Raw genomic sequence first — 24,997 nt, forward strand, 5'->3', positions numbered from 1 at the left:
AAACCGCTTCCCTGCTTGATCCTGGACACGGGCAAGCACGTAAAGCTCTACTATATAAAAAGCGCATGAACGACTGGGGCAGGGGGCCGTTTCATGCGCTATTTGCATAGGTTGGAGGCACGATATAGAAGATGAATCTCATTACGAAAGCGATCCTTTTCATTCTAGTCCTGATGCTGCCGATTATTGTGATTTATACATTTTCGCAGCAGGAAAGCTCGAACGTCGTCGGCGAACAAATTGATCTTGTCAACAAAAACAGGCTGTCATATTACCTGAACCAGCTGGATAGCACGGTCGACCAGGCTTCTTTTTTTTCCATCCTCCTCATGAATGATCCTGATATGATCTATTTCGCAACCCGCTATCCCGCCGATAGCGGGTACGACCGGTATGTCGTCCTCAAAACGATCGAAGAGAAGCTGGGACTGTTCAGCGGAGCGGTCGCCAATAAGTGGAACAGCAGGATTACCATCTATTTCCCTCCTTCCCGCACGGTCGTTTCCTCGTATTCACCGGTTGTCAAGTATGATGAGCATGAGATAGGAAAAAGGCTTGCCAACGGATGGACGTATCAAAAAATTTCCGTGAACGGCGCCGAGAAAGGCTCTTTGACCCGTATTTTTTTAAAACCCAATACTTCATTGCATGAGGCATTTTCAAGTCCATATTTAATTGAAATCAATTTGTTTCTTGAGAATATCTCCGCGCTGCTGGACACGTTTAAAACCGAGGGCATCAATGATCCATTCTACTATCATTCTCCCGAGCAGTATGTCCTTAACAGCTCTTCAAACCGGAACGTGACCAAAGAAATCATGAGCAGGTTAGACAATGCCACGCCTGCGAATGAACCGGTGGTGCAGGAAGTAGAAGGTAAAAAATATCGCGTTTACATGATGGCATCCACGCGTATGGACTGGACTCTGATCGATTATATTCCGCTTGCGGAAATTATTGAACCTTTAACAACGAGCAGGAATCTGTTCTATTCCACCGTTGCGATTCTGATGCTGGTGGGTATATTAGCCGCTTTATTATTATATTTTCACATTCAGGTTCCCGTCAGGCTGCTCACAAACGGCGTTCAGCAATTCAAGAGCGGGAAATATTCCACCCGTTTGCCAATTGAAACAAATAGTGATTTTCGCCTGTTGTTTCAAAGCTTTAACGGGATGGCGTCTGAAATTCAGCGTCTGATTGAGAAGGTGTACGTAGCGGAGATCCGATCCAGGGAAGCAATGATGAAGCAGCTTCAGTCCCAGATCAATCCTCATTTTTTATACAACTGCTTCGCGTTTATTGTGAGTATGGCTAAGCTTAAAAAAACCGAAACAGTAGTCGAGATGGGCCACAGTCTGGCGGATTATTACAAGTATGTAACCCATAACGAACAATTGGTGACCAGTGTCAGAGAGGAAATCGCGTTCGTTGTCATTTACCTTGACATTATGAACCTGCAGTTAACTAAGTTTGTATACGATATTCATCTGCAACCTTCCATGAACGAATTAATAATACCGAGATTGCTCATTCAGCCGATTGTGGAAAATGCGATTGTTCACGGTCTGGAACCCAAGCTTGGAGAAGGGACGATCCTGATCACAGGAATCGGGCTTCACGGCAAATACATCATAACCGTGGAGGATGACGGCGTTGGTCTTGACGAAGAAGGAATTGCATGGTTAAACGATTCTGTCATACAGCCGGAGAAGCAGGGAACGAGCACGGGAATGTGGAATGTGCAGCAGCGTCTATCTCATTATTTCGGCGAGGGATCCAGGCTGCAGATCGGCGCATCTTCTCTGGGAGGCCTGAAGGTACAATTGTCCTGGACCCAACCAAGCTGCCAGATTAAGGAGAAGGAAGGTGAGAGTGGATGTATACGATACTAATCGTCGATGATCACAAACATATTGTCGATAGTATGTGCGCCACTATACACTGGGAGGCCATGAACATTCTCAGCATTCATAAGGCTTATTCCGCTGTAGAGGCCTTCGAAATCATTAAGACAACGCAGATTCACATTCTGATGACGGATATCCGCATGCCCGGAATGTCCGGGCTGGAATTAATCGAACGGGCGCAGCGGCTGCTGCCGCATCTTCAATGTATTCTGCTTACGGGCTATGCCCAGTTCGAATACGCCAGGAAAGCAGTTGAGCTAAGGGCGGTCGACTATTTGATCAAGCCGGTCCGGGATGAAGAAATTTGCAGAGTTATCGGAAAAATTACCGGGCAACTGGAAGAATCGAGTGTTTCGATGAAGGAAAACAGATGGATCCGGCAGAATCTACCGCTGCTGAAATCCGGGTTTCCGGGCGGGCCGATAGAGGGTAAGGCGGACAACGGAAGCTGCTCCAGTTCTGCAGATTCGCCACTCCCCCAGAAGCTGGATTCATTAAAAACGGTCATTCAGCCCCCCACGCTCATGCAGCTCATAGAATCCAATCATATGAGCGGAGTGGGCGACAAACTGGAATCTATTTTCAAGGAGATAGATACAAAATGGCCATGCTCCCGCACCCATTTAACGGAAGCTTATTTTCACATCATCGGCGGATTCGTCCATCTGGCGCACAAGAATGGCGTGATGCTGGAGGAAATTACGGGCAATCATAACATTTCCGGACGTGCGGCCCTGTTCCGCAGCCTGCAGCATTTAAAGGAATGGTCGATGCTGATCTATTCCCTGTTGAAGGAACATATTCAACCGACCGAGCAGTCCGCATCCCATATCAAAATAATCGAGGGCATCCATTCGTATATTAAAGAACACTTGGCAGATAATGTTACGCTTGCCGCAATTGCGGATCATGTTTACTTTCATCCGGGCTACTTATCAAAAATATACAAGGAAGCGACGGGGATCAATATAAGCGACTTTATCTTGGCGGAGCGAATGGAGAAGGCCCGTCTATTATTGGAAGAAAGTCATATGAAAATTTACGAGATTACCAAAAAAGTCGGCTATCAAAGCGTTCAGCATTTCATCAGGGAATTTAAAAAGTATTACGGCATTACACCCAAAAATTATCGCTGCCGGCCCGACTAACGTAAATCATCTCCTGAATTGCCGTTCATCTTTCTGAACATCCCATCATTTTATTCCTCCACGGACTGTTCCATAATTTATGTGTACACCATTTCAAAAAAAAGGAGGATTTGCATGAGTGATTTTCGCAAGTGGTTGTCATTAACAATGATGTTTACAATGGTCATCGTGTTGCTTGCAGGATGCACCGGCGGGGACAACAAGGCAGAAGATATCAATACCGGCGAGACTCCTGCCCAATCCGGGGCCGACACGACAACGGGGAATTCTGAGGGCGAGGGCGCAGCTGAAGGGAATTCTACCGGGACGGAATCGTACATGTTTAAAAAATACGAAGCACCGGTGACGATTACATCGGCACAAGCATTACGCGAAAGCGATACACTCCTTCCAGGCGATACGCCGGAGGATAATCCGATGAGTCGTTGGTTGAGAGACAATATGGGCGTTACGCTTAAATACAAGTGGTTATTAACGGACCAGAATGACGCCCTGGCGACTAAGATCCGCCTGGCGCTTGCAAGCGGCGAAGAATTGCCCGACGTGCTTTATATTTCGGATACGGTATTGATGAACGAGTTGATCGATGCCGGACGGCTGGAGCCGATTGACGAGGCATATGAAAAATATGCTACGGACCGCATGAGAGAATCCTATGAGAAAAACCCCGAGGTTTGGCGTTATGTAGAAAAAGACGGCAAGAAATGGGGCCTGCCGCAAATTTCCGACGGCATCGTCGGCGACCCGATTATGTGGGTCCGGCAGGACTGGCTGGATGCTGTAGGCATGAAAGCGCCGACGACTCTGGAAGAAGTGGAGGCGACTCTCGCAGCGTTCAAGCAGAAATATCCGGACAAAACGCCACTGGCTTTCTCAGGTAAGAACGGTCTCGCCGGTTATATGGGGGACGTGCACTTCATGTTCGGTCAGACCCAGCCCTATATCTGGGATAAAGGGGAAGACGGAAAACTGCGTTACGGCGCCGTTCAACCGACTGTAAAAGAGGGTCTGCTGAAATTAAAAGACTTTTATGCAAGCGGCTACATTCATCCGGAATTCGGAGCGCATGACGAGCAGAAGGCTGCTTCTCTATTTACATCAGGTGAAGCCGGTATGCTCTTCGGCCCTGGATGGATGGGAGGCTGGCCGCTATCCGATACGGAAGTGAATGTGCCTGGCGCGGTAGTGAAACCGTATCCGCTGCCTTCGGGCGTCGATGGAACGATCGGGCGCACTGGTTCCGCTCTTTCTTATGGCACCTACGTATTCCGCAAAGGGTTTGAATATATGGATGCTGCGTTCCATTATTGGGATATCAGCCTGGGAGTTCAACTGGAGGATCCGAACAGCCCGTTCGCCAATGGCTATGCCGAGGGCTACGATTACATTATGGTCGACGGGAAGCCGCAGTGGGATTTTCCGGATAAACCAACTACGGAGATCGGAAATTATCAATTGTTGGGTTCCGGGAATACGCCGCCGGGTATGATTCAAGGACCGAGCATTTATGAACGTGTGGCAAAAGGCCAGATCGAAAGCGTCTACGAGAAAAAATTGGCTGCCGGAACGGGCAAATTGGTGGTGGACGGCTTTACAGCCGCTCTGTCTCAGCCGAATATCGCCCGGCGAAACCAATTCATCGGCGCTCCGACGGAAACGATGGGTGAGAAGTGGACGCTGCTCAAAAAAATGGAATTAGAGACGTTTTTGAAAATTATTTACAATAAAGCGGACGCAAATGCATTCGACGAATTCGTGGAAGACTGGAAGGCGCAGGGCGGAGATAAAATTACGGAAGAGGTAAATGAGTGGTACCAGCCGTAAATGAATCAAGGCTGCGGATCTTTGAATGCGGCGGGTGGGGCGCTTCTGTCCCAATCCGCCCGCATTCCGGCGAATTACGTGCGGACAATGATAATCGAAGATGGAGCGGATCGCAATGAGTGAGCCTGTTGTACCTGCAACGATGAAAAGCCCGGCAAGACAAACCCTTTCGCAGCGAATGAATTGGACGCGCACCTGGCAGCTTCATTTGTTCCTGCTGCCCTCGGTCATTCTGCTTTTTGTGTACAGCTATATACCGATGGGCGGAATTATAATTGCCTTTCAGGATTACAAGGCGTATACAGGCTTCTTTCATTCGGATTGGGTGGGATTGGAGCACTTTCAAAGCATGTTCGCCAATGAAGAAATCATTACGATTATTTGGAATACACTATTTATCGCCATCGGTAAAATGATTTTAGGCTGGATTACGCCGCTGGTGTTTGCCTTGCTATTAAATGAAGTCAAGATTATGTTCTTCAAAAGAACCATTCAGTCGCTGGTGTATCTTCCTCACTTTATGTCATGGGTCATTCTAGCCGGAATACTGACCGATATGCTTTCCCAATCCGGGCTCATCAATCAGTTCATGTCCGGCATCGGACTGCCAGCCGTGTTTTTCCTCGGAGATGGCGACTGGTTCCGCTTTACCATGATTTTCAGCGATGTCTGGAAGGAGTTCGGATTCGGCACCATAATTTATCTGGCCGCACTTGCGGGCGTCAATCCTTCGCTTTATGAAGCGGCGGAAATCGACGGTGCGAGCCGATGGAAGCAAACCGTTCACGTTACACTGCCTTCGATCATGCCTGTGGGAATAATCATTGCGACATTGTCACTCGGAAACATCATGAACGCAGGCTTTGACCAGGTATTTAACATGATTAATCCTCTGGTTGCGGATAAGGGAGAAATCATCGATACGTATGTATACGCGGTCGGATTGCAGCAGGGAGCGTTCAGTCTTGCGACAGCGGTGGGACTGTTCAAATCCGTCGTTTCCTTTATTCTGATTGCGGTAACGTACCGTATGGCCACCAAATATGCCAATTACCGCATCTTTTAAAGGAGGGAAGCAGCGTGTACAGTAAAGATCCTCTATACCGGATATTCAACGGCTTCAATATTGTATTTCTATCGATTCTCTCCTTGGTCTGCGTCATGCCGTTAGTGCATGTGTTTGCTGTTTCGCTAAGCTCGAATGCGGCGGCGACCGCGAATCTGGTTACGTTCTGGCCGATCGGATTCAATTTGGATTCCTACGAGAGAACATTCGGCAGTCCGAGTTTTTTGCATGCTCTGCAGATCAGCGTATATAGAACGGTTCTCGGAACGGGGCTCAGCATGCTGCTATGTCTTCTGGCGGCATATCCCATGTCTAAAGAGGGCAGCTTTTTCAAAGGAAGAACCGTCTATGCGTGGTATTTTGTCATCACCATTTTGTTCAACGGGGGCTTGATCCCCACTTATATTATTGTAAATGAAACAGGACTGCGCAATACGATCTGGGCACTGGTTCTGCCGGGGGCAGTTGCGGTTTTTAACGTTGTGCTGATGATGAATTTCTTCCGGGGGATCCCGAAGGAATTGGACGAAGCGGCGCAGATTGACGGCGCAAGCCACGCCCGGATATTGTTTACCGTTTATTTGCCCATTTCCATGCCATCCATTGCGACGCTTTCGCTATTTTCCATCGTGAGTCACTGGAATTCCTGGTTTGACGGCATGATCTATATGGAAGCGGATATTCAACCTCTGGCCACCATGATCCAATCGCTCGTGAAAAGCCTGGATTATACCAGAATCGGTATTGATCCGACAGAAGTCAAAAGATTATCGGAGCGCTCGCTGCGGGCTACCCAGATTTTTATTGGAGCGCTCCCCGTACTTGTGGCGTATCCATTCCTGCAGAAGTACTTTGTGAAGGGGATGACCCTTGGCTCTGTAAAAGAGTAGCGGCCGATCAGCCTGCATTGAGCATAAAAGAAGGCTCTCCATAAGTCACCAACTGTGACTAACGGGGAGCCTCTTTTTGGCCTCTATATTCCAGGTTTCCTGGGAGTCCGTTCACTTTTAGGCAGCTAATATGGAGATTATCATCATATATTTACGCTTTTGCGTGCGATTCCATCAGTTAGATTCCTGATGGTTCACCAGTACATCCTGCAGTCCGGGCCAATGCATCCACATGTTCGTGAGCGGCGTGCGCCAGTCTTCCCGGATACCGGTATGCAGGATCCGGTAATAGCACGAATACCGGATCAGGTGAGAGGTATTGATTCCTCCGGCATGAACCAATTGATAGTGAGAAATGACAAGATCGCCGGCCTTTCCCGTTATTTGAACGGGATCCGGCAGCTTCAAATTCTGGGAACGGGCTGTCTTGCTGAAGGACTCCTCTGTCAACAGGACCTCCGGTCCTTTTTCCCGGAAATATTGCTCATAGTCACGGTGAGTGCCAGGATATACAACAAAATTACCCATATTGATTTCCGGTTGGTCGCTCAGCATAATTCCGACGAGTGCGGTGAAGTTTTCTACTATACCTTCACGCAGCTTCAGCATGCCGTCAAGGTGGGCACCAGCGTACGGATTTGGCGGATCCTGATAATCGGGGAAGCGAAGGGCGATCTGCGCGCTTTGAAGCGGGGGATAATTGGTTTGTCCCACAAGGGAGTCAATCAAGGTTCTGGCTGGACTTTTATTATACAAGTCCGTGATGGCGGGATGCTTCTCGAGCTCCCTGCAGTAATTCGCTCCGGTGTGATTGGCCGGAATTCCCTTGCCGATGGAATGATTAATCGATTTCATTGCTTCCGTAATCATTATTTTCGGTACAACGCCGGGAATGACAGTGTAGCCGCACTCGATCAACTGCAATTTTTGCCGGTAGGTCAACTGCATGACATTTTCCTCCAAACGCAATTGTATGTTCTCACTATAATTGTATTCTGCGGTATCAGAAGGGAAAATGGCCTGCTTTCAAGAAAATGAATCGTTATGATACATTTAGAAAGCTTTCGGGGTGAAGCGGCAATTTCGGCATAGTTAAATTTATTGATTAAGATCTTCCGACCTATATTCTCCGGCACGGCCAAATGCCGACCAGTAGCGCATCGCTGCAATTGGTGGTAAGCGATGCTGTGGACAAAATTGTCCATGATATAAATATCCTTTATAATCGTGCATACGGAGACATCAAAGACAATGTAGCTTATATCTTTCAATTAACACTTGCACCTTACGCAGCGTCATGTTTTATAGTAAGGGTACCGCTCAATAGTCAGCGCGAATAAAGGAGGATAAACGGATGAACGAACGATCTGCCAAGCATGAGACTTTCGTTATTGAACGTACTTACGATGCTGTGCCGGAGCGGGTATTTGCCGCATGGGCAGATGCCGAGGCGAAAGCGCAGTGGTTTCAAAGCGCCGCCGAGTTTGATTTTCGGGTAGGAGGACGGGAAAGCACTCGTGGAGGGCCGCCCGGCGGTCCGGTTTATAGCTACGATGCCTGTTATCAGGAAATCGTAACGGGGCAGCGAATTGTCTATACCTATTCTCTGGATCAGAACGAGACCAGAATATCAGTCTCCGTGGTCACTGTCGAAGTGGAACCTGCCGGTTCCGGCACACGGCTGATTTATACCGAGCAAGGCGTTTATCTGGATGGCCATGATTCACCGGCTCAGCGGGAGCAGGGCACGCATGACTTACTGGACAAGCTTGGCGACGTGCTCCGAAGCGAGTAGGGGATTCCGGAACGATTATAAATATGGAAGCGGAGGAGTTCAAACATGTCAGATATTCATAATAGCGCAAGCGCAGAAAAGGACGCAGGCACAAACGAATCGGTGCATACGCGCATCATCGATGCACCGCGCGAAAATGTTTTCAGCGCCTGGACCACGCCGGAGCTTCTGGCTGAGTGGTGGGGCCCTAAAGGCTTTACGAATACATTTCAGGAATTCGATCTCCGGCCGGGTGGTTATTGGAAATTTATCATGCATGGCCCGGATGGAAAAAACTACCCCAATGAATGCATCTTTTTAGAGATCAGCAGCCCCGAACGCATTATTTTGCGCCATATCGCTCCCAGGTTTCAGATAATCGCAGATTTCGAGAGCCTGAACGGCAAAACAAGAATAACCTTCAATCAGCGGTTTGAGACGGCGGAGGAGCTGAACAAGTTAAAACATATTGTTGTCCAAGCGAATGAAGAAAACCTGGATCGTCTGGCCGAGGTCGTGAAGAAGGCATTAACAAACAAATCGTGATCATTGAGCCTCCCAACGGGAGGTTTTTTTCTTGATATATACCTGTAGAAGAACAGCTAAATAACAGCTTAAGCCTTTCTTAAGTTTCGCTTTATCATTTCTTATGGATTGCCTCTGATAATGAAGGTATTACATAAAGGAGGTACGCAGAGACAATGATAAACAAACTGGGACTTGCGGCTTTTATGAAAGTGATCGCCATGATCGCCATACTGGGAGGATTTGGTTTCCAGCCTGGTTCGGCATATGCCGAAACGAATATCGAGACAGCACGGATAGATCGCTTTATTCAGTCTCAGATGGATAAAAACAATATTCCGGGACTTGCTGTGGCGATCGTCCACGATGACCAGATTGTCTATTCCAAGGGATTTGGACAATCAGGGAATGGGAAGCCGGTTACAGTCAACACCCCGTTTGCCATTGCTTCTTTAAGCAAGTCGGTAACCGCATTAGCCGTGATGCAGCTGGTGGAAGCAGGGAAAGTCAGCCTGGATGCACCCATTACGGACTATATCCCTTCATTCAAGGTGGATGATCCTCGCGGACCGGAAATTACCGTGCGCCAGCTGTTGAATCAAACAAGCGGACTGGCCGACTCCGTTTTTCCCGAAATGGCATTCCGCAAGCAGCCGGGCACTCTGGAAGAATCGATCGCCCGATTCAAAAACGTCAAGCTCGCGAGCAATCCCGGACAGCAATTTCATTATCATAATCCCAACTACCAGATATTAGCCCGGATCGTCGAGGTGGCGAGTCGCGAGAGCTTTTCCGGATATTTGCAGAAGCATATCTTCCAACCTCTTCAAATGGATCATACGGCCGACTCCGCCGGCACCAGTCAGTTCTCTGAGGCCGCCGGACAGTTCTCAAGCGGGCATATCTTCTTATATGGCAAACCGGTTGTGAAGAAAGAACCCGATTGGTTTGTAGAGGGGGCGGCGGGGAATATTTCTACGGTGGAGGATATGGCGCATTGGCTCATCCTGCAGCTTAACGGGGGCAAGTATGAAGGGATCCGGCTTCTCAGCAGTGAAGGGATCGAAACCATGCATTCCGCTCCGGCCGGAACGGACAGTACATACGGAATGGGATGGAGCGAGGATGGCTCAAAAATCGATCACAATGGGTTATTATGGACTTACTATGCGGATCAAGTGCTTATGCCCGAAAGCGGATATGGAATCGTAGTCTTATTCAATAGCGGTCTCAACATGCTTGTTAATTATTCTTCCTTCACAGCGGGGTTATCCGATATTCTGGGCGGGCAGCAGCCCAAGGAAACCTTCTTCTCCGGGCAGAACCTTGAAATTCTGATTGGCCTGCTCACGGTCGTGACCCTTGGTTTGGGAATTCACAGCTTCTTTCGATTGAAAAAATGGGAGGAAAGATATACAAAACGCGCCAAATGGTTAACTTGGGTTTATATCCTATTGCGCCTGGTTCCGCTTGGAGTGTTCATCTGCTTGCCGAAAATACTGTTTTTCATCGCTGGGGGACGGGTGCTGAATGTGGAGCGGATTTTCCTGGTTATGCCAAGTTTTTTCATTTTGCTGATGCTTGCATCCATGTTTGGCGTTATACATGCAGCAGGACGAATGGTCAGGATGTACAGGATTATGAGGGTGAAATGAAAACGATTTACAGACAATTTTCTCTATGTTAAATTAAAATTGTATTTGGTTGATTAAATCATACGAAAGGGACAACTCCGGGTTGCCCCTTTTTACTTGTATGGGAATTTGGGGATGCCTGATGAAAAGATACATGCCGTTCACCTACAAGACTATGATTCCCTATCTTCTGCTCGTTCTGTTGACGGACGTGCTTGTCGGTTACATCTCGTATTCCATGCTGATTCAGTCACGGACGGAAATGGCGGAATCCAATATCCGGACCGGCATGGAGCAGGCGAGGAACAACATCAGATATCAGATGGACGAAATCCAGCGGATGTCGGACACCCTCTTCGGAAGCCTCTCGTTCCAGCGCGCGCTCCAGAAGAAGGGCGAGCCGCTTGAGATCTATCTCACGATGCTGGATGAAATCGTTCCCCAGATAACAGCCCCTTTGCAATTATTCGGCAATCATATCCGCCTGATGCTGTACACGCTGAACAGCGATCTGAATATCGTTTCAGGAGACAACCTGGCCGATCCCATCAAGGACAGCGATTATTATATCCTCTCGTTCGACGATATCAAGGACAGTGAATGGTATCACACCTTCAAGGATTCCGGAAGGGACAATATCTGGCTTCAAATCGATACGGACAGGCAGCTGGGCAATATCTCCCATATCCGCCGGCTGGTGTCCTACAACGATTATAATACGGTGATCGGCTATGTCCGGATTACGGTTTCGCTGGATGATCTGCTTGGCAATTTCACGGCCTTCCCCGTTAATCAAGGGATTACGCTGCGGCTTATCGACGAGCCATCGGGCGGCAATATATACCAGCAGGGAAGCGCCGGCGAGCACGAGAACGACGGATCGTTTCTTACGCTGCATGAGAGCATTCCGGAATCGGATTACGTCATCGAAACACTGGTTCCATCCTCTTATTTGACCAAAGATGCGGGCAGGATGCAGAAAATTATTTTTGCGGTATGCGCGATCAGCTTCCTGGCAATGGCTTGTATCGGTCTGCTTGTCGCCCTGCTGTCAGGACGCAAGATGTCGCGGATCGTTACACTCGTACGCTCCTTTCAGGAAGGGAACTTTCAGAAGCGGATCCGCTTCTCCGGAAATGATGAATTCGTTCAAATCGCCGATGCCTTTAATATTATGGGAACCAATATCCAGACACTCATACACAGCGTGTATGAACAAGGGATCCAGAAGAAGCAGGCGGAGCTTGAGGCGCTGCAGGCCCAGATTAATCCCCATTTCCTGTATAACACCTTGTCGACCATCAGCAGCCTGGCTAATTTGGGAGAGGTCGGGAAAGTCACGGATATGGTCCAGGGCCTCTCCCGATTTTACCGGCTTACGCTGAATCAAGGGAAAGTCTATATTCCGCTTCGCGATGAAATCGAGCAGGTGAGCACCTATCTGGATATTCAGAGAGTCAAATATGCCAACGCCTTTAACGTATACTTTGATATAGATCCGGCTATTGGGGATGTGCCGGTTGTCAAATTGATTTTACAGCCATTCGTGGAAAATATATTCAAGCACGCTTGGTTCGGGGATACGATTGCGATCCGGATCACAGGCAGAAGGCTTGGCGAGCAATTCGAATTGAAGATAATCGATAACGGGATCGGCATCAAACCGGCCCAGCTCCGGCGGCTGCTGATGGGTCCAAGCCAGGCCGGCGGCTATGGCATCAAGAATGTGAACGAGCGGATCAAACTGCGGTACGGCAGCGGCTATGGCATCCAGATGGCCAGCATCTACGGGGCCGGTACGACGGTCCGCATTTTGATTCCGACCCATATCGTGATGGACGAAGAAGCGGAGCAGGAGGCGGCCATGGCAGCCCAGCCGTGATTTTGTATAGTATATCATTGCTAAACGCAGTGTTCGCACTGCGGCGCGGTAAGGTATGATAAATGGAATATCGTATATCCGTTTCTGTTAAATCTTTGCGAGAGCAGCAGGAGGAATCTGGCTTATGGGTCTAAACATCTTGTTGGTAGACGATGAATCGGTTGATCTGGAGTGGCTGCGGCGCAGAGTGCTCGGCAGCGGATTGGACCTGAACGTGGCAGGTACGGCCAATAATGGCTTCAGCGCCTTGAAATTGATGAAGCAGGAGCAGGTGGATATCATTCTTTCGGATATCCGGATGCCGATTATGTCGGGCATCGAATTTGCCAGGCAGGCCAAGGCGATCAATCCGCAGGTCAAGATTGTGTTTATCAGCGGTCATGAGGATTTCGGCTACGCCAAGGAAGCGATAGCGATGAATGTTTCGGGTTATTTGCTAAAGCCCGTGAAGGATAAAGAGCTTTACGAGATGCTCCTTTCTCTATGCGAGAAGGTGGAGCAGGAACAGAATTGGAACCGCTCTTTTACGGAGACGCTTTCACTCGTCAATGAAGAGCTGCTGCTGCGTTGGTTCAACGATCTCGCCCCGGGTCAGGCGCAGACGCATATCCGGGGCGTCTTAAGTCCGCTGCTGAAGGCCGGATCTGCCGTCGCCCTGATCGAAATCGACGATCTGGAGAGGAAGACGCGCGATATGGGGGAAGAGAACAGGCGTCTTCTGACAGGTCAGGTAATCAGTCTGATCCGGGATATGGTCCGCGAGCAGGCGCTCGGCCTATTTATTGTTTCCCACAATACCCGTTTCGTCCTGCTCGCTGTCGGTCAGGAGGACCGATTTCTCACCTACCTCGGAGAGCTGCTGCAAACCATCCGTCAGGCTGCAGATGTAACGATAACCATTGGTGTCGGCGCATATGCGTACGACGAGGAGCAGCTGCACGAATCCTACAGGCAGGCCCAGGCTGCGCTGAGCGCCAAATGGCTTCTGGGCAAAAACAGGCTGATCCGGGATGTGACGGTTTCCGAATTCAACGGCAAGCCGGCTTCGCGTATGGATGAGACGATCGAGCGGATGCTTCAGGCGATTATGATTTACGATTTGGTTGCCATCGATGACTGTCTGCTGAACCTGTTCAGCAGGGGGAAACAATTCGCCGACAAGAACGACGTTTATGATCTGATCATCCGCATTACCTCCAAGCTCCATGCCGAAATGCAGCAAATGAACGAAAATCTGTACGAGCTCCTCAAATGGGAATCGCATCAGCCGGATATCCTTTTTCAATCCGAAACGGTCCATGATATTCTGTCCTGGCTGCGGCGACGCTTCTTCGAATTGTCCGAGCTGCTGTATGTGAAGAAGCAAAGACAAAAACGGAAATTGATCGACGAGATTATGCGGTATGCCGAGGATAAGCTGGAGCAGAAGGTTACGCTGAAAGAGGTGGCGGCACACTTTGATTTTACGCCCAATTACCTGGGACATCTGTTTAAGCTGGAGGCAGGCGTCCATTTCAGCGATTATCTGAATGAACGCCGGACGAACCGCGTGTGCGAGCTGTTATCCGATCCGACGCTCAAGATTTACGAGATTGCGGAACGGGTGGGGTACAAGAACATCATTTACTTCAACAGGCAGTTCAAGCAATCCATGGGCATGACTCCCGGAGAATACCGGAAGAAACACAAGATATAACGGACTGGCTTGATGTGGCTCGGGTCTTTGGCGGATTCGGGCTATTTTTTATGACTATACGTCGAATTATAAGATTCCATGCAATCGTGGATTTTGTATTAGCTTTAGTTGCTCCGCTGAATCCTGCATCGGGCGCAGTCCCTTTATAATGAACAGAGTAGAGACAACGAGAGGAGAATTAAGAATGAACCGACAGACCTTCTGGGGCGATGTCATCAAGTACAGGACACTGCTGTTGATGCTGTTGCCGGCTGTATTGTTCTTTATACTGTTCGCCTACGTGCCAATGGCGGGAATCGTCCTTGCCTTCAAACAATTCAACTACGACGGCGGTATCTTCGGAAGCCCGTGGAATGGACTCGATAATTTCAAATTCTTCTTCGATTCCGGCGATGCTTGGCGGGTCACGAGAAACACGGCGCTTTACAACATCGCATTCATTCTCGTGAACAATGTCCTGCAAATATGCGCCGCCATCCTGCTCTTCGAGGCTGTTGGCAAGTGGTTTCGGAAGCTGATGCAAACCGCATTGTTCCTGCCTTACTTCATCTCCTGGGTGGTGGTGGGAGCTATCGCCTACAACCTGTTCAACTTTGATGTCGGCACGGTGAATGTTCTGCTGAAGGGGCTCGGGATGGAGCCGGTCGACATTTACAACACTTCCGCCTACTGGCCGGTAATTCTGGTCGCCGTATCCGCCTGGAAAACGCTTGGATATGGATCCGTGATGTATTTGGCCGCCATCACCAGCATCGATACCGAAATGTATGAAGCTGCGGAAATCGATGGCGCCAATATCTTTCAACGAATCGTGAAAATAACCGTTCCCAACCTGTATCCGACTCTGATTATTCTCGTGCTTCTGGCCATCGGGAATATTTTCCGCGGAGACTTCGGAATGTTCTACAACATGGTCGGCAATAACGGATTGCTGTTCTCCTCGACGGATGTGATCGATACCTTCGTGTTCCGGTCGCTCACAACCTCGAATGAAATCGGCATGTCGGCAGCCGCCGGGTTTTATCAGTCCGTTCTCGGGTTCGGGACCATTATGCTGGCCAACTATGCGGTCCGCAAATACGATGGAGACCGCGCGCTATTCTAAATAAAGGAGGTCAGGCGATGAGTTCTACCCTACTGAACAACATGAAGCCGAAGCCTGCGGCAGGAGTCAGGCGCGGCATGCGTACGGACCGCATGCTTCTTTCGATCATCGGCTATTCTGTGCTCGCTGTGCTGGCGGTGCTCTGCATTCTGCCATTTATCATGGTCATTGCTTCGTCACTTACCGAAGAAAGCAAAATTATTGAAAACGGATACTCGTTTTTCCCCAGCGATTTTTCTACTGAGGCATACGGCATATTATTCCGGTATCCGGCAGAAATGCTCAAGGCGTATGGTGTAACTCTCGTTGTTACTGCGGTTGGAACGCTGCTTGGCTTGTTCCTGACCGCCATGACGTCCTATGTGCTCTCCCGCAAGGATTTCAAGTGGCGTTCCCAATTCTCGTTCTTCTTCTTCTTTACAACGTTGTTCAGCGGCGGTCTCGTTCCGTGGTATCTGATGATTGTGAATTACCTGCAGTTGAAGGATACGCTGATCGTTCTCATTCTGCCGATGCTGCTTAACGTTTTTTATATCATTGTCATGAAAAGCTTCATGAGCAGCATACCGGAGGCCATCACGGAATCCGCGAAAATCGATGGAGCGGGAGATTTCCTCATTTTCATGCGCCTCATCGTTCCGCTCTCCAAGCCGGCTTTGGCCACTATCGGTCTTTTCATCGCGCTTGGTTACTGGAACGATTGGTACAACGCGCTTCTGTTTATCTCCAATTCCGACCTGATGCCGCTCCAGTACTATTTATACCGGATGCTCGGAAACATGGACGGAATGCGCAGAGCCATGCTCGAATCCGGCGCTGCCATCAATATCAATCTGCCGACGGAGAGCCTGAAGATGGCGATGACCATTGTGGCAACAGGGCCCATTATACTTGCCTATCCGTTTATCCAGCGTTATTTTGTGCAAGGGCTTACAGTCGGCTCCGTTAAAGGATGACCTCAGGGAAACCTGGTTATCAATATATGAATAATGAATAAGGGGGACTTCAATCGTGAAACGAAAGGGACAACATGTCATGCTTCTGCTCGCCGTTATGCTTGTAATGGCGGTGGTGTTAAGCGCATGCGGAGGCGACAACCAGAAAACAGCGAATACAGGCAATACAGGCAATACGGAACAAAGCGGTGCGGAAAACAATAAGGAAAACGCCACGGAAAACAGCGCAGCCGGGGATGCTGCGGGTCAAGCCAATGCAGCTGACGGGCAGCCGGATACAACCTCCGAGGTCAAGCTGAAGCTGCTTCTCATCGGGGCCAAGCCAGCGGATTATGACGAGGTATTTGGCCAGCTCAATACGCTGCTGAAGACCAGGATCAACGCAACGGTCGAAGCCGAGTTTCTGGACTGGGCAGACTGGCAGCAGAAGTACCCGCTAAAATTTGCGGCACGCGAGGATTTCGACATTGCCTTTACCGCAAACTGGGCGTTCTACAACGATCAGGCATTAAAAGGCGGTTTCCTGGAATTGACGGATGACATGCTTTCCAAGTATGCGCCGAAAACATGGGAAGCGATGCCCAAGGTTTCCTGGGATCAGGCGAAAGTAAACGGCAAGCTTTACATGGTGCCAAACAATAACGAGGAAGTGACCGACAAGGTCGTTCTCATACGCGACGATCTTCGCCAGAAATATAACCTCGAACCGGTGAACAGCCCGGAGGCATTTGCCGCTTATTTGAAAGCGATTGCAGCTAATGAGAAGGGCATCAACGCTTATGGCGCCAAACCGGCTGACGGCTGGAAATGGCATGAGCTCGACCAAATTTTGCTGGAGCAGCAGAATGATTGGAACCTGGTCAACTACGACATCCCGCTGGCTTATAAACTGGACGACGCCAAAGGCCAGGTATTCAATGTATACGATACGCCGGAATTCAAGCAGCTTCTGACGTACTATAAAGATTTGGCCGATAATCAGGCCTGGTCGAAGAATGTGGTCAGCAACAAGAATGACGTATGGCAGGATATGAAAGCAGGCAAGACGGCGTCCTATGCGCAGAATCTGGGCACAGTGGCTGCCAACGTGGAGGAAGCGGGCCAGGACGAGCAGGGAGTAAAGGTAGCTATTGCCGATTTGACGCCGGATAAGAAGAAAATCGGCTCGATCTCGACTCAGAACGGGATGGCTGTCCATGCCACATCCAAGAACGCGGAGCGCGCTCTGATGCTGATCGACCTCCTTCAGAACGATAAGGAAATTCATGATCTGACGATGTACGGCATTACCGGCAAGCATTACGATCCGGTAGGCGACGACAAGTTCCAGCCCGGTCCGAATGCGGCCAATTATACGAATTTCTCCAACTGGGGCTGGAATTCGCCGTTAAACCGCACAAGTGCAACCTTTCCTCAGGCAGCAACGGATATCGCCAACAGCTGGAAGGATAAAGTGTATCACTTTCCGCTGGAGACCTTCGTGTTCGATAATGCCAAGGTGAAGAATGAAGTGGCCAACGTAGGCAACGTTATGCTCCGTTACTCGATTCCGCTGGAATACGGATTGATCAAGGATCTGGATAAAGGCCAGGCAGACCTGATCAAGCAGCTGCAAGCAGCCGGTATCGACAAGATCCGGCAGGAGCTGCAAAGTCAAATTGACGCGTTCCTTGCCGGGCAGCAGTAATCATATTTGCAAGCAGACGGAGAGGCAGGTGGGAACCGACCTCTCCTTCTTTTTGACGACTAATATAGAAGTCTGGTGAAAAAATCTGGCTTCGCATGCGGAAACGTCTTCCGATCGCTGTTGTACCCCTGAATTTTTTTATTTTTGATACCTTTGGTGCAATGCTGCCCACAATCAACACAGTGGGAAGCATTGTCACCTTTACCTGGTAAATTCGGGGTACAAAGGCGAACGCTTACGCTTCTCCAGACTATTTCCGCCTGCTCCGCCTGTCATTCACCAGACTTCTAGAACTTGGGAGATGAAACAGGATGAACAAGAAATTTCCACCGATCAGCAGCAAGCTGCCGGTCTTCATGCACGGCGCGGATTATAACCCGGACCAATGGCTGCACGATCCGAATGTTCTGGAGCAGGATATTCGTCTAATGAAGCTGGCCCGATGCAATGTCATGGCGGTAGGCATTTTTTCCTGGTCTATGCTGGAGCCGGAGGAGGGGACATTCCGGTTCGATTGGCTGGATAACGTGCTGGATGCTTTCGCCGATAACGGCATATTCGCCTGGCTGGCGACGCCAAGCGGCGCCAGGCCGGCCTGGATGTCGGAGAAGTATCCGGAGGTGCTTCGCGTCGGAGCGGACCGCCGGAGAAATCTGCATGGGCGCCGGCACAACCATTGTTACACGTCACCGGTTTTCCGCGAGAAGGTGAGCATCATGAATGCCAGGCTGGCGGAGCGGTATTCGGCACATCCGGCGGTTATTGGCTGGCATATCTCCAATGAGTACGGCGGCGAATGCCACTGCGATTATTGCCAGGATGCTTTCCGGAATTGGCTGAAGCGGAAGTATGGCTCTCTCGAAGCGCTGAACCAGGCGTGGTGGACGACCTTCTGGAGCCATACGTATACATCCTGGCAGCAGATCGAATCGCCCGCACCGCATGGCGAGACCATGGTGCACGGGCAGAATCTCGATTGGCGAAGGTTCGTCAGCGATCAGACAATCGATTTCTACCTGCATGAAATCAATCCGCTGAAAGCGGTCAATCCCGATCTGCCCTGTACGGCAAACATGATGGATTTGTTCGACGGGCTGGATTACCGCGAGTTTGCCAAAGCTGTGGACGTCATATCGTGGGATGCATATCCGACATGGCATGAGTCGCCCGCAGAGGACAATGTTGCTTCATGGTTTGCCTTCAATCACGATTTATTCCGTTCCTTGAAGCAAAAACCGTTCATGCTGATGGAAAGCACGCCGAGCCAGACGAACTGGCAGCCAGTCAGCAAGCTGAAGCGGCCCGGGATGCACAGACTGTCTTCGCTGCAGGCTGTTGCGCACGGCGCGGACACGGTTCAATACTTTCAATGGCGCAAAAGCCGGGGCTCCAGTGAAAAATTTCACGGCGCGGTCGTGGATCATGTCGGGCATGAGCATACCCGCGTGTTCCAGGACGTTGCATCGCTGGGAGAATCGCTGTCGCATTTATCGGAATTGATCGGCACGGATGTTCCGGCGGAAGCGGCCATCCTGTTCGACTGGGATAACCGCTGGGCGGTCAACGATGCCCAGGGGCCGCGAAATCAGGGCATTCATTATGAAGAGACGGTGATGCAGCACTATCGGGCTTTGTGGCGACAAGGCATTCCGGTGGACATTATCGGCTCTGGTGATAATTTCTCCGCTTATAAACTGCTTGTCCTGCCTATGGCCTATCTGCTCCGCGAGGAGACGGGGGAGCTGCTGGAGCGTTTCGTTCTGGATGGCGGCACGCTGCTCGTCACTTACTGGTCCGGCATTGTGAACGAGAATGACCTGTGCCACCTGAACGGCTTTCCCGGTCCGCTGCGCAAGACGCTCGGCATCTGGGCGGAGGAGGTTGAAGGACTGCATGATCACGACCGCAATGGCATCGTCATGACGCCCGGGAACGCACTCGGATTGGCCGGTTCCTTCGAAGTTCATGAAATCTGCGAGCTGATCCATTCCGAAGGCGCAGATATTCTTGGCCAGTATAAGGAAGATTTCTATGCCGGACGGCCAGCATTAACGGTTAATGCACCGGGCAAAGGCAAGGCTTACTATCTGGCGGCGCGCGTTAATGATCCGGCGTTCTATGACGGGTTATATGGAAAGCTGGTATCGGATGCAGGCGTAAGACGCGCGATGGATATCGAGCTGCCTGGAGGCGTATCGGCACAGCTTCGTTCCGACGGGGAGCATGATTTTGTGTTTCTGCTTAATTTCTCGGGAGAGGAGCGGACGCTGGAATTGGATCAGGCCTATACCGATGCTGAGACGGGAGAGCCCGTGTTAATGAAGCTTACGCTTCCTGTGTATGCTTCCCGTGTATTGAAACGAAGCAGCGCTCTCCTCCATGAACGCACTTAGCGAATGAGTGAAAAGTGAATAAATAATAATCTGACGGGAGCTGAAAAATGTATATGAAAAGCAGGATGTCTTATCGTTCCCTGGCGGCAAAATGGCTCGTCTTCTTCATTATTCTGTCTTGTTATCCGGTGGGAACGATGACGGGCTTCGCGGCACAGCCAGCTTCAGGCGCCGTCTCGGTGGATCCGGTCCCGGGACTGCAGAACGGACAGCGAAGCGATTTTATCATGGGGGCGGATGTCTCCGAGCTCTATGAGCTTGAAAAAGCAGGCCGGAAGTTTTACGATACCGATGGTACGGAAATGAGCGCCATGCAGGTGCTGAAGAAGCATGGCGTCAACTATATCCGACTGCGGATCTGGAACGATCCGACTGATGCGTTCGGTCAGCCGATCGGCGGCGGGAACAATGATCTGGCCCGGGATATTGCCACGGCCAAACAGGCAAAGGCGCTCGGGATCAAGCTTTTGCTGGATTTTCATTACAGCGACTTCTGGGCTGATCCCGGCAAGCAAAATAAGCCAAAGGCCTGGGCCAATCACAGCGGGACCGTGCTGCAGGAGGATGTGTACCGCTACACATACGATGTGCTGACCGCGATGGAAGCGGAAGGCGTTCTCCCGGAAATGGTACAGATCGGCAACGAGATCAACGGAGGGCTGCTCTGGCCGGATGGCGATTCCGCAGAGAAAGCGGCGCCTTTTCTCCAGAAAGCATCCGCAGCGGTGAGAGCGGTTGATCCGGACATTCAAATCATGATCCACATCGCTGGGAATTCCAGCGGCAGCACAGGCACGTTTACCTGGAATCTGGACACCTGGACGACCGGCGGTACAGCGGTCGATTTTGACCTGATCGGCATCTCCGATTATCCGTTCTGGCACGGAACGACGGAGCAAAATGCTGTTATTATGAATACGTTGGCTAGCCGGTACGGCAAACCGGTCATCGTGGCGGAGACGGCTTATGCCTGGACGCTTGAGCCGGGAGACGAGACGATCAATAACTTTGATCGAAGCAGCGCCTATACGGCAGGCTACACCCCTACGCCGCAGGGTCAGGCGGCAGCCATCCGCGATGTCATCAACAATTTGGCAAATGTGCCAGGCAATCAGGGGCTGGGTCTGTTCTACTGGGGAGCAGACTGGCTTCCGGGCAATGACACGGGCTGGATTGCCGGACAGGGCAGCGGATGGGAAAATCAGGCATTGTTCGATTACACGGGAAAAGCGCTGCCATCCATCGATGTATTCAATCTCGTTCGGGGGACAGCTGCCGCCCCCGCGCCGGTATTTATCGCTGCGGACCCGTATTACGGAACCATGGAGGCAGGCGGGGTTCTGAGCTTGCCTTCTTCCGTACAGGGGCAGTACAGCGATGGTCGCTACAAACCCGCTGCGGTATCGGCATGGGACACATCAGCAGTCAATACGGCGGAACCCGGTGTCTACACGGCTTATGGAACGGTAGGCTCCGAGACGCAGGCAGCCTCGGCCGTGATTACGGTGCATTCTGCGCAGCCGCCGAATCTGCTGACGAATCCGGGACTTGAGAGCGGGTCCGCCGGTTGGACGGTATCCAGTCCTTCCATCGGAGCGCCTCAAGGAGCAGGCTCGACGCCCCGTTCCGGCACCAATGCGATCCATTACTGGAGTGATTCCGCTTTTAACGACGCCACGGTGTCGCAAACCCTTAATGTCGCTAATGCTACCTATACCTTCTCCGCATGGGTGGACGGGGATGCTCTGAGCGACGCGGCGGTTCCCTATCTGTACGCTGTGGGATATGATGCAAGCGATCCTTCGGCGATGATGAAGATCGACGCTGTGCCGGCAGGCTGGAACAATTTCAAACCATACAGTCTGCAGGTTCCGGTTACCTCCGGACATGTCACGGTCGGCGTGAATCTCAATGGAGCTGCGGGAGCATGGGGAGATGTCGACGATTTTTATTTCGGCCTGCCGACCAGTACGGATGCACAGACACAGGCGCAGCCGGTAACGGCTTCTATCGGGGATGCGGCGCTCCCGGCGGAGGCGGCATTGCCTGTTCCTTCGAAGGTTAAGCTGTCCAGCGGGACGGAAGGTGCCGTGATCTACTATACGACGGACGGAAGCGAGCCTGGTTATGCCAGCAACACCAGTACGACGCTTGTTTATACGGGGCCGGTTGCGATTGCCGCCAACACGGTATTGAAAGCGATGGCATCCAAGCCCGGTTATACGAACAGTCCGGCAAGCACATTCAGTTTGAAGACGGACGGCAGCGCGGAAGGCTTGATACCGGATGGCGGATTTGAACGGGAAGGCCAGTTCGGCGCGTGGACGTTAACGGGAGCCGCTGCAGGCTCCGCCCAAGACTCCAGCGTATTTGACGCGATCCGCGAGACAGGGGCCGGCAAGGTTTATGCCGGAACCGGCTACTTCGATTACTGGTCGAAGGACGCGTATGCTTTTATGCTGTCGCAGAAGGTAAATGGGCTGCCAAACGGGTTTTATACCTTGACGGCGCATTCTGCAGGAAAAAGCAATATGGTGATCGACGATGCCGGCAGAGCGGCGAACGATCCCGGCGTTGCCGAATTGAAGCTCAGTGCCGAAACGCCATCCGGCCGCGCTTCAGCGAACATTATCAATCAGGGCCAGGCCGGATCCGATTGGCATAATATCTGGCGCGGCTTCAGCATTCCGGGCATCCGCGTGACGGACGGAACGGTGACCGTTGCTTTTACGGCATCGGCCAGCGCGGATTATTGGGGTTATCTGGATAACATAACCCTTGTCAAAACCGGAGATCTGCCGGATACGACGCCTCCGGGAGAGGTAACAGGCGCCGCTGTCGCCGAAGGCGACGGGCAGCTCGCGTTATCCTGGACGGATCCGGGCGACAGCGATTTGGAGAAGATTAGAATAGAATCGGTGGACGGGACCGTCATTGATGCCGTGTATGCCGCCAAAGGAGCGGAACATGCCGTTATTTCCGGTCTGACGAACGGCACCGGCTACTCGTTTAAGATCAGTACGGTCGATCTGACTGGAAATAGCTCTGCCGGTATTCCAATAACCGGCACACCGGCAAAGGCCAGTGACGATAACAACGGCAATGATGACAATGACGGTGACGGTGACAATAACGGTAATAACGACGATGTCAGCGGGGGTCAGGAGCCATCCGGTTTCCCCTCACCATGGGCAGCGCCGGCCTATTCGGTCGGTATAGGAATGATCAAGGTACAGCCTGTCATCGATGCGAACGGTGATGCGGTCATACAATTGAGAGCGGCGGACATGGAGGCTGCAATGCTGGACTCCTCTGTCCAGACGCTCACCATCGAGATCGCCGCTTTGGATAATACCAGGGAAGTGAAGGTGGATATCCCGTATCAGCCCATACTCGCGGCTGGAGATGATGCCATCGATACGATTAAAGTCGATATGGGGTTCACAACTCTATCCTTCTTGACCAGCCTGTTTGCCGGCAAAGAAGGGACGGCGGGTTCGAGCCTGCAGCTCACGGTTGCCAAGGTCGGCAAAGACAGTCTTCCTGCAGCGGCACAAGAGCGGATTGGCGACCATGCGGTCTACGATTTCAGCTTGACCCTGGACGGGCAGCCTATAACCGGATTTAACGGGAACGAGATGCAGATTGCTATTGCCTACAAGCTGATGACCGGGGAAAATCCCAACAAGATCATCGTGTATTACATCAATGATGAGGGCGATTTGACCATCATCAAAAACGGCAAATATAATCCGGCAGCCGGCAGTGTTGAATTTAAAGCGGAGCATTTCAGTAAATACGCCCTCGGATATGCGGATATCTCATTCGGAGACCTCAAGAAAAGCGAATGGGCAATCGACGCTATTGAGACTTTGGCGGCAAGAGGAATCATTAACGGAGACGGGAATGGAAACTTCAACCCGGGGGCGGCAGTTACAAGAGCGGAATTCATCACCATGCTGATGAACGCATTCGATCTTGCTGCGCCAGGCGAGCCGTCCACATTCCGGGACGTGAAGGAGAAGCACTGGTACTCCGATTCAGTCACGTCGGCGCAGAAGCTCGGGATCGTCAAGGGCAGGACAGACGGCAGCTTTGGCGTGAATGACCCTGTTTCGCGGCAGGATATGGCGGTAATGGTTTATAAAATAGCCGAATTGCAGCAAATCGAATTACACGGCTCAGCGGCGGCTGCTGCATTTGCCGACCGGTCCAAGATATCGGCTTATGCGGCAGAGGCTGTAGACGCCATGCAGCAATCCGGGATTATTGAAGGGATGGGCGGCGGAAGATTCGCTCCGAAGGAGCCTTCCACAAGAGCGCAGGCAGCCGTGATCATCAATCGTTTGTTTCAGAAGCAGTGACAAACGATTCCATTTTTTAATGTAGAAAGAGATTTCACGTATCCCCGCACCGGATTCGAATCCGGTGCGGGGATACGTTTTTTCAGCTTCATTAGAAGAGGGGGATTACAAGCAGCCGCAGAAACGAAAAGGATTTGACCATG

General features: G+C 51.0%; 16 protein-coding genes. 15 read left to right on the top strand and 1 reads right to left on the bottom strand.

Features of this window, described 5'->3' with window-relative positions; all coding sequences use genetic code 11:
• The first annotated feature begins 131 nt into the window (after positions 1 to 131).
• The 5 genes from AC0YOB_RS05250 (at position 132) to AC0YOB_RS05270 (ending at position 6,838) form a co-directional block, all read left to right on the top strand.
• The gene (locus tag AC0YOB_RS05250) at positions 132 to 1,895 is read left to right on the top strand and encodes a sensor histidine kinase (RefSeq protein WP_475791869.1); all 1,764 of its coding nucleotides are present in this window, start codon (positions 132 to 134) and stop codon (positions 1,893 to 1,895) included.
• Complete coding sequence (locus AC0YOB_RS05255; protein WP_475791870.1) at positions 1,880 to 3,058, top strand: response regulator; 1,179 nt, start codon at positions 1,880 to 1,882, stop codon at positions 3,056 to 3,058. Before AC0YOB_RS05250 ends, AC0YOB_RS05255 begins: the two co-directional genes overlap by 16 nt.
• 114 nt (positions 3,059 to 3,172) lie before the next feature.
• A complete protein-coding gene (locus AC0YOB_RS05260; RefSeq protein WP_475791871.1) occupies positions 3,173 to 4,882 on the top strand; it encodes an extracellular solute-binding protein in 1,710 nt (569 codons plus the stop codon).
• A gap of 115 nt (positions 4,883 to 4,997) precedes the next feature.
• Positions 4,998 to 5,948, top strand: a complete 951-nt coding sequence (locus AC0YOB_RS05265; RefSeq protein ID WP_475791872.1) for an ABC transporter permease — start codon at positions 4,998 to 5,000, stop codon at positions 5,946 to 5,948.
• Between the two features lie 14 nt (positions 5,949 to 5,962).
• Positions 5,963 to 6,838 (top strand): carbohydrate ABC transporter permease, encoded by an 876-nt coding sequence (locus AC0YOB_RS05270; RefSeq protein WP_475791873.1) that lies wholly within the window; start codon positions 5,963 to 5,965, stop codon positions 6,836 to 6,838.
• 174 nt (positions 6,839 to 7,012) lie between these two features.
• On the opposite strand, the gene AC0YOB_RS05275 is transcribed toward AC0YOB_RS05270, so the two are convergent.
• Entirely contained in the window at positions 7,013 to 7,786 is a 774-nt protein-coding gene (locus AC0YOB_RS05275) for a phytanoyl-CoA dioxygenase family protein (RefSeq protein WP_475791874.1), read from the bottom strand.
• A gap of 406 nt (positions 7,787 to 8,192) precedes the next feature.
• Here AC0YOB_RS05275 and AC0YOB_RS05280 point away from each other — a divergent pair, with 406 nt between their 5' ends.
• From AC0YOB_RS05280 to AC0YOB_RS05325, 10 genes are all read left to right on the top strand, one after another.
• Positions 8,193 to 8,633, top strand: a complete 441-nt coding sequence (locus AC0YOB_RS05280) for an SRPBCC domain-containing protein (protein ID WP_475791875.1) — start codon at positions 8,193 to 8,195, stop codon at positions 8,631 to 8,633.
• Positions 8,634 to 8,678: 45 nt separating this feature from the next.
• Entirely contained in the window at positions 8,679 to 9,158 is a 480-nt protein-coding gene (locus AC0YOB_RS05285; RefSeq protein ID WP_475791876.1) for an SRPBCC family protein, read from the top strand.
• A 155-nt stretch (positions 9,159 to 9,313) separates the two neighbouring features.
• The gene (locus AC0YOB_RS05290; protein ID WP_475791877.1) at positions 9,314 to 10,792 is read left to right on the top strand and encodes a serine hydrolase domain-containing protein; all 1,479 of its coding nucleotides are present in this window, start codon (positions 9,314 to 9,316) and stop codon (positions 10,790 to 10,792) included.
• A gap of 121 nt (positions 10,793 to 10,913) precedes the next feature.
• Positions 10,914 to 12,653 carry a sensor histidine kinase gene (locus AC0YOB_RS05295; protein ID WP_475791878.1) on the top strand — a complete coding sequence of 580 codons (1,740 nt, stop codon included), beginning with the start codon at positions 10,914 to 10,916 and terminating at the stop codon, positions 12,651 to 12,653.
• Between the two features lie 124 nt (positions 12,654 to 12,777).
• Positions 12,778 to 14,349, top strand: a complete 1,572-nt coding sequence (locus tag AC0YOB_RS05300; protein ID WP_475791879.1) for a response regulator — start codon at positions 12,778 to 12,780, stop codon at positions 14,347 to 14,349.
• Between the two features lie 184 nt (positions 14,350 to 14,533).
• On the top strand, positions 14,534 to 15,454 hold the full coding sequence (locus tag AC0YOB_RS05305) for an ABC transporter permease (protein ID WP_210040202.1): 921 nt from the start codon (positions 14,534 to 14,536) through the stop codon (positions 15,452 to 15,454).
• A 41-nt stretch (positions 15,455 to 15,495) separates the two neighbouring features.
• The gene (locus AC0YOB_RS05310; protein WP_475767323.1) at positions 15,496 to 16,410 is read left to right on the top strand and encodes a carbohydrate ABC transporter permease; all 915 of its coding nucleotides are present in this window, start codon (positions 15,496 to 15,498) and stop codon (positions 16,408 to 16,410) included.
• Between the two features lie 55 nt (positions 16,411 to 16,465).
• Positions 16,466 to 18,097 (top strand): ABC transporter substrate-binding protein, encoded by a 1,632-nt coding sequence (locus AC0YOB_RS05315; protein ID WP_475791880.1) that lies wholly within the window; start codon positions 16,466 to 16,468, stop codon positions 18,095 to 18,097.
• Positions 18,098 to 18,408: 311 nt separating this feature from the next.
• Positions 18,409 to 20,490 carry a beta-galactosidase gene (locus tag AC0YOB_RS05320; RefSeq protein WP_475791881.1) on the top strand — a complete coding sequence of 694 codons (2,082 nt, stop codon included), beginning with the start codon at positions 18,409 to 18,411 and terminating at the stop codon, positions 20,488 to 20,490.
• A gap of 53 nt (positions 20,491 to 20,543) precedes the next feature.
• Positions 20,544 to 24,854, top strand: coding sequence for a glycosyl hydrolase 53 family protein (locus tag AC0YOB_RS05325; protein WP_475791882.1), 4,311 nt, complete (start codon positions 20,544 to 20,546; stop codon positions 24,852 to 24,854).
• The last annotated feature ends 143 nt before the right edge of the window (positions 24,855 to 24,997 follow it).

It is taken from the genome of Paenibacillus sp. JT31N17, from assembly GCF_056269255.1.

Excerpts from the sequence above, each read along its gene's own strand:
- AC0YOB_RS05250 (WP_475791869.1), top strand. The coding sequence starts at position 132 with ATGAATCTCATTACGAAAGCGATCCTTTTCATTCTAGTCCTGATGCTG.
- AC0YOB_RS05285 (WP_475791876.1), top strand. The coding sequence starts at position 8,679 with ATGTCAGATATTCATAATAGCGCAAGCGCAGAAAAGGACGCAGGCACA.
- AC0YOB_RS05325 (WP_475791882.1), top strand. The coding sequence starts at position 20,544 with ATGAAAAGCAGGATGTCTTATCGTTCCCTGGCGGCAAAATGGCTCGTC.
- AC0YOB_RS05265 (WP_475791872.1), top strand. The coding sequence starts at position 4,998 with ATGAGTGAGCCTGTTGTACCTGCAACGATGAAAAGCCCGGCAAGACAA.
- AC0YOB_RS05305 (WP_210040202.1), top strand. The coding sequence starts at position 14,534 with ATGAACCGACAGACCTTCTGGGGCGATGTCATCAAGTACAGGACACTG.
- AC0YOB_RS05255 (WP_475791870.1), top strand. The coding sequence starts at position 1,880 with ATGTATACGATACTAATCGTCGATGATCACAAACATATTGTCGATAGT.
- AC0YOB_RS05275 (WP_475791874.1), bottom strand. The coding sequence starts at position 7,786 with ATGCAGTTGACCTACCGGCAAAAATTGCAGTTGATCGAGTGCGGCTAC.
- AC0YOB_RS05295 (WP_475791878.1), top strand. The coding sequence starts at position 10,914 with ATGAAAAGATACATGCCGTTCACCTACAAGACTATGATTCCCTATCTT.
- AC0YOB_RS05300 (WP_475791879.1), top strand. The coding sequence starts at position 12,778 with ATGGGTCTAAACATCTTGTTGGTAGACGATGAATCGGTTGATCTGGAG.
- AC0YOB_RS05290 (WP_475791877.1), top strand. The coding sequence starts at position 9,314 with ATGATAAACAAACTGGGACTTGCGGCTTTTATGAAAGTGATCGCCATG.
- AC0YOB_RS05280 (WP_475791875.1), top strand. The coding sequence starts at position 8,193 with ATGAACGAACGATCTGCCAAGCATGAGACTTTCGTTATTGAACGTACT.
- AC0YOB_RS05260 (WP_475791871.1), top strand. The coding sequence starts at position 3,173 with ATGAGTGATTTTCGCAAGTGGTTGTCATTAACAATGATGTTTACAATG.
- AC0YOB_RS05320 (WP_475791881.1), top strand. The coding sequence starts at position 18,409 with ATGAACAAGAAATTTCCACCGATCAGCAGCAAGCTGCCGGTCTTCATG.
- AC0YOB_RS05310 (WP_475767323.1), top strand. The coding sequence starts at position 15,496 with ATGAAGCCGAAGCCTGCGGCAGGAGTCAGGCGCGGCATGCGTACGGAC.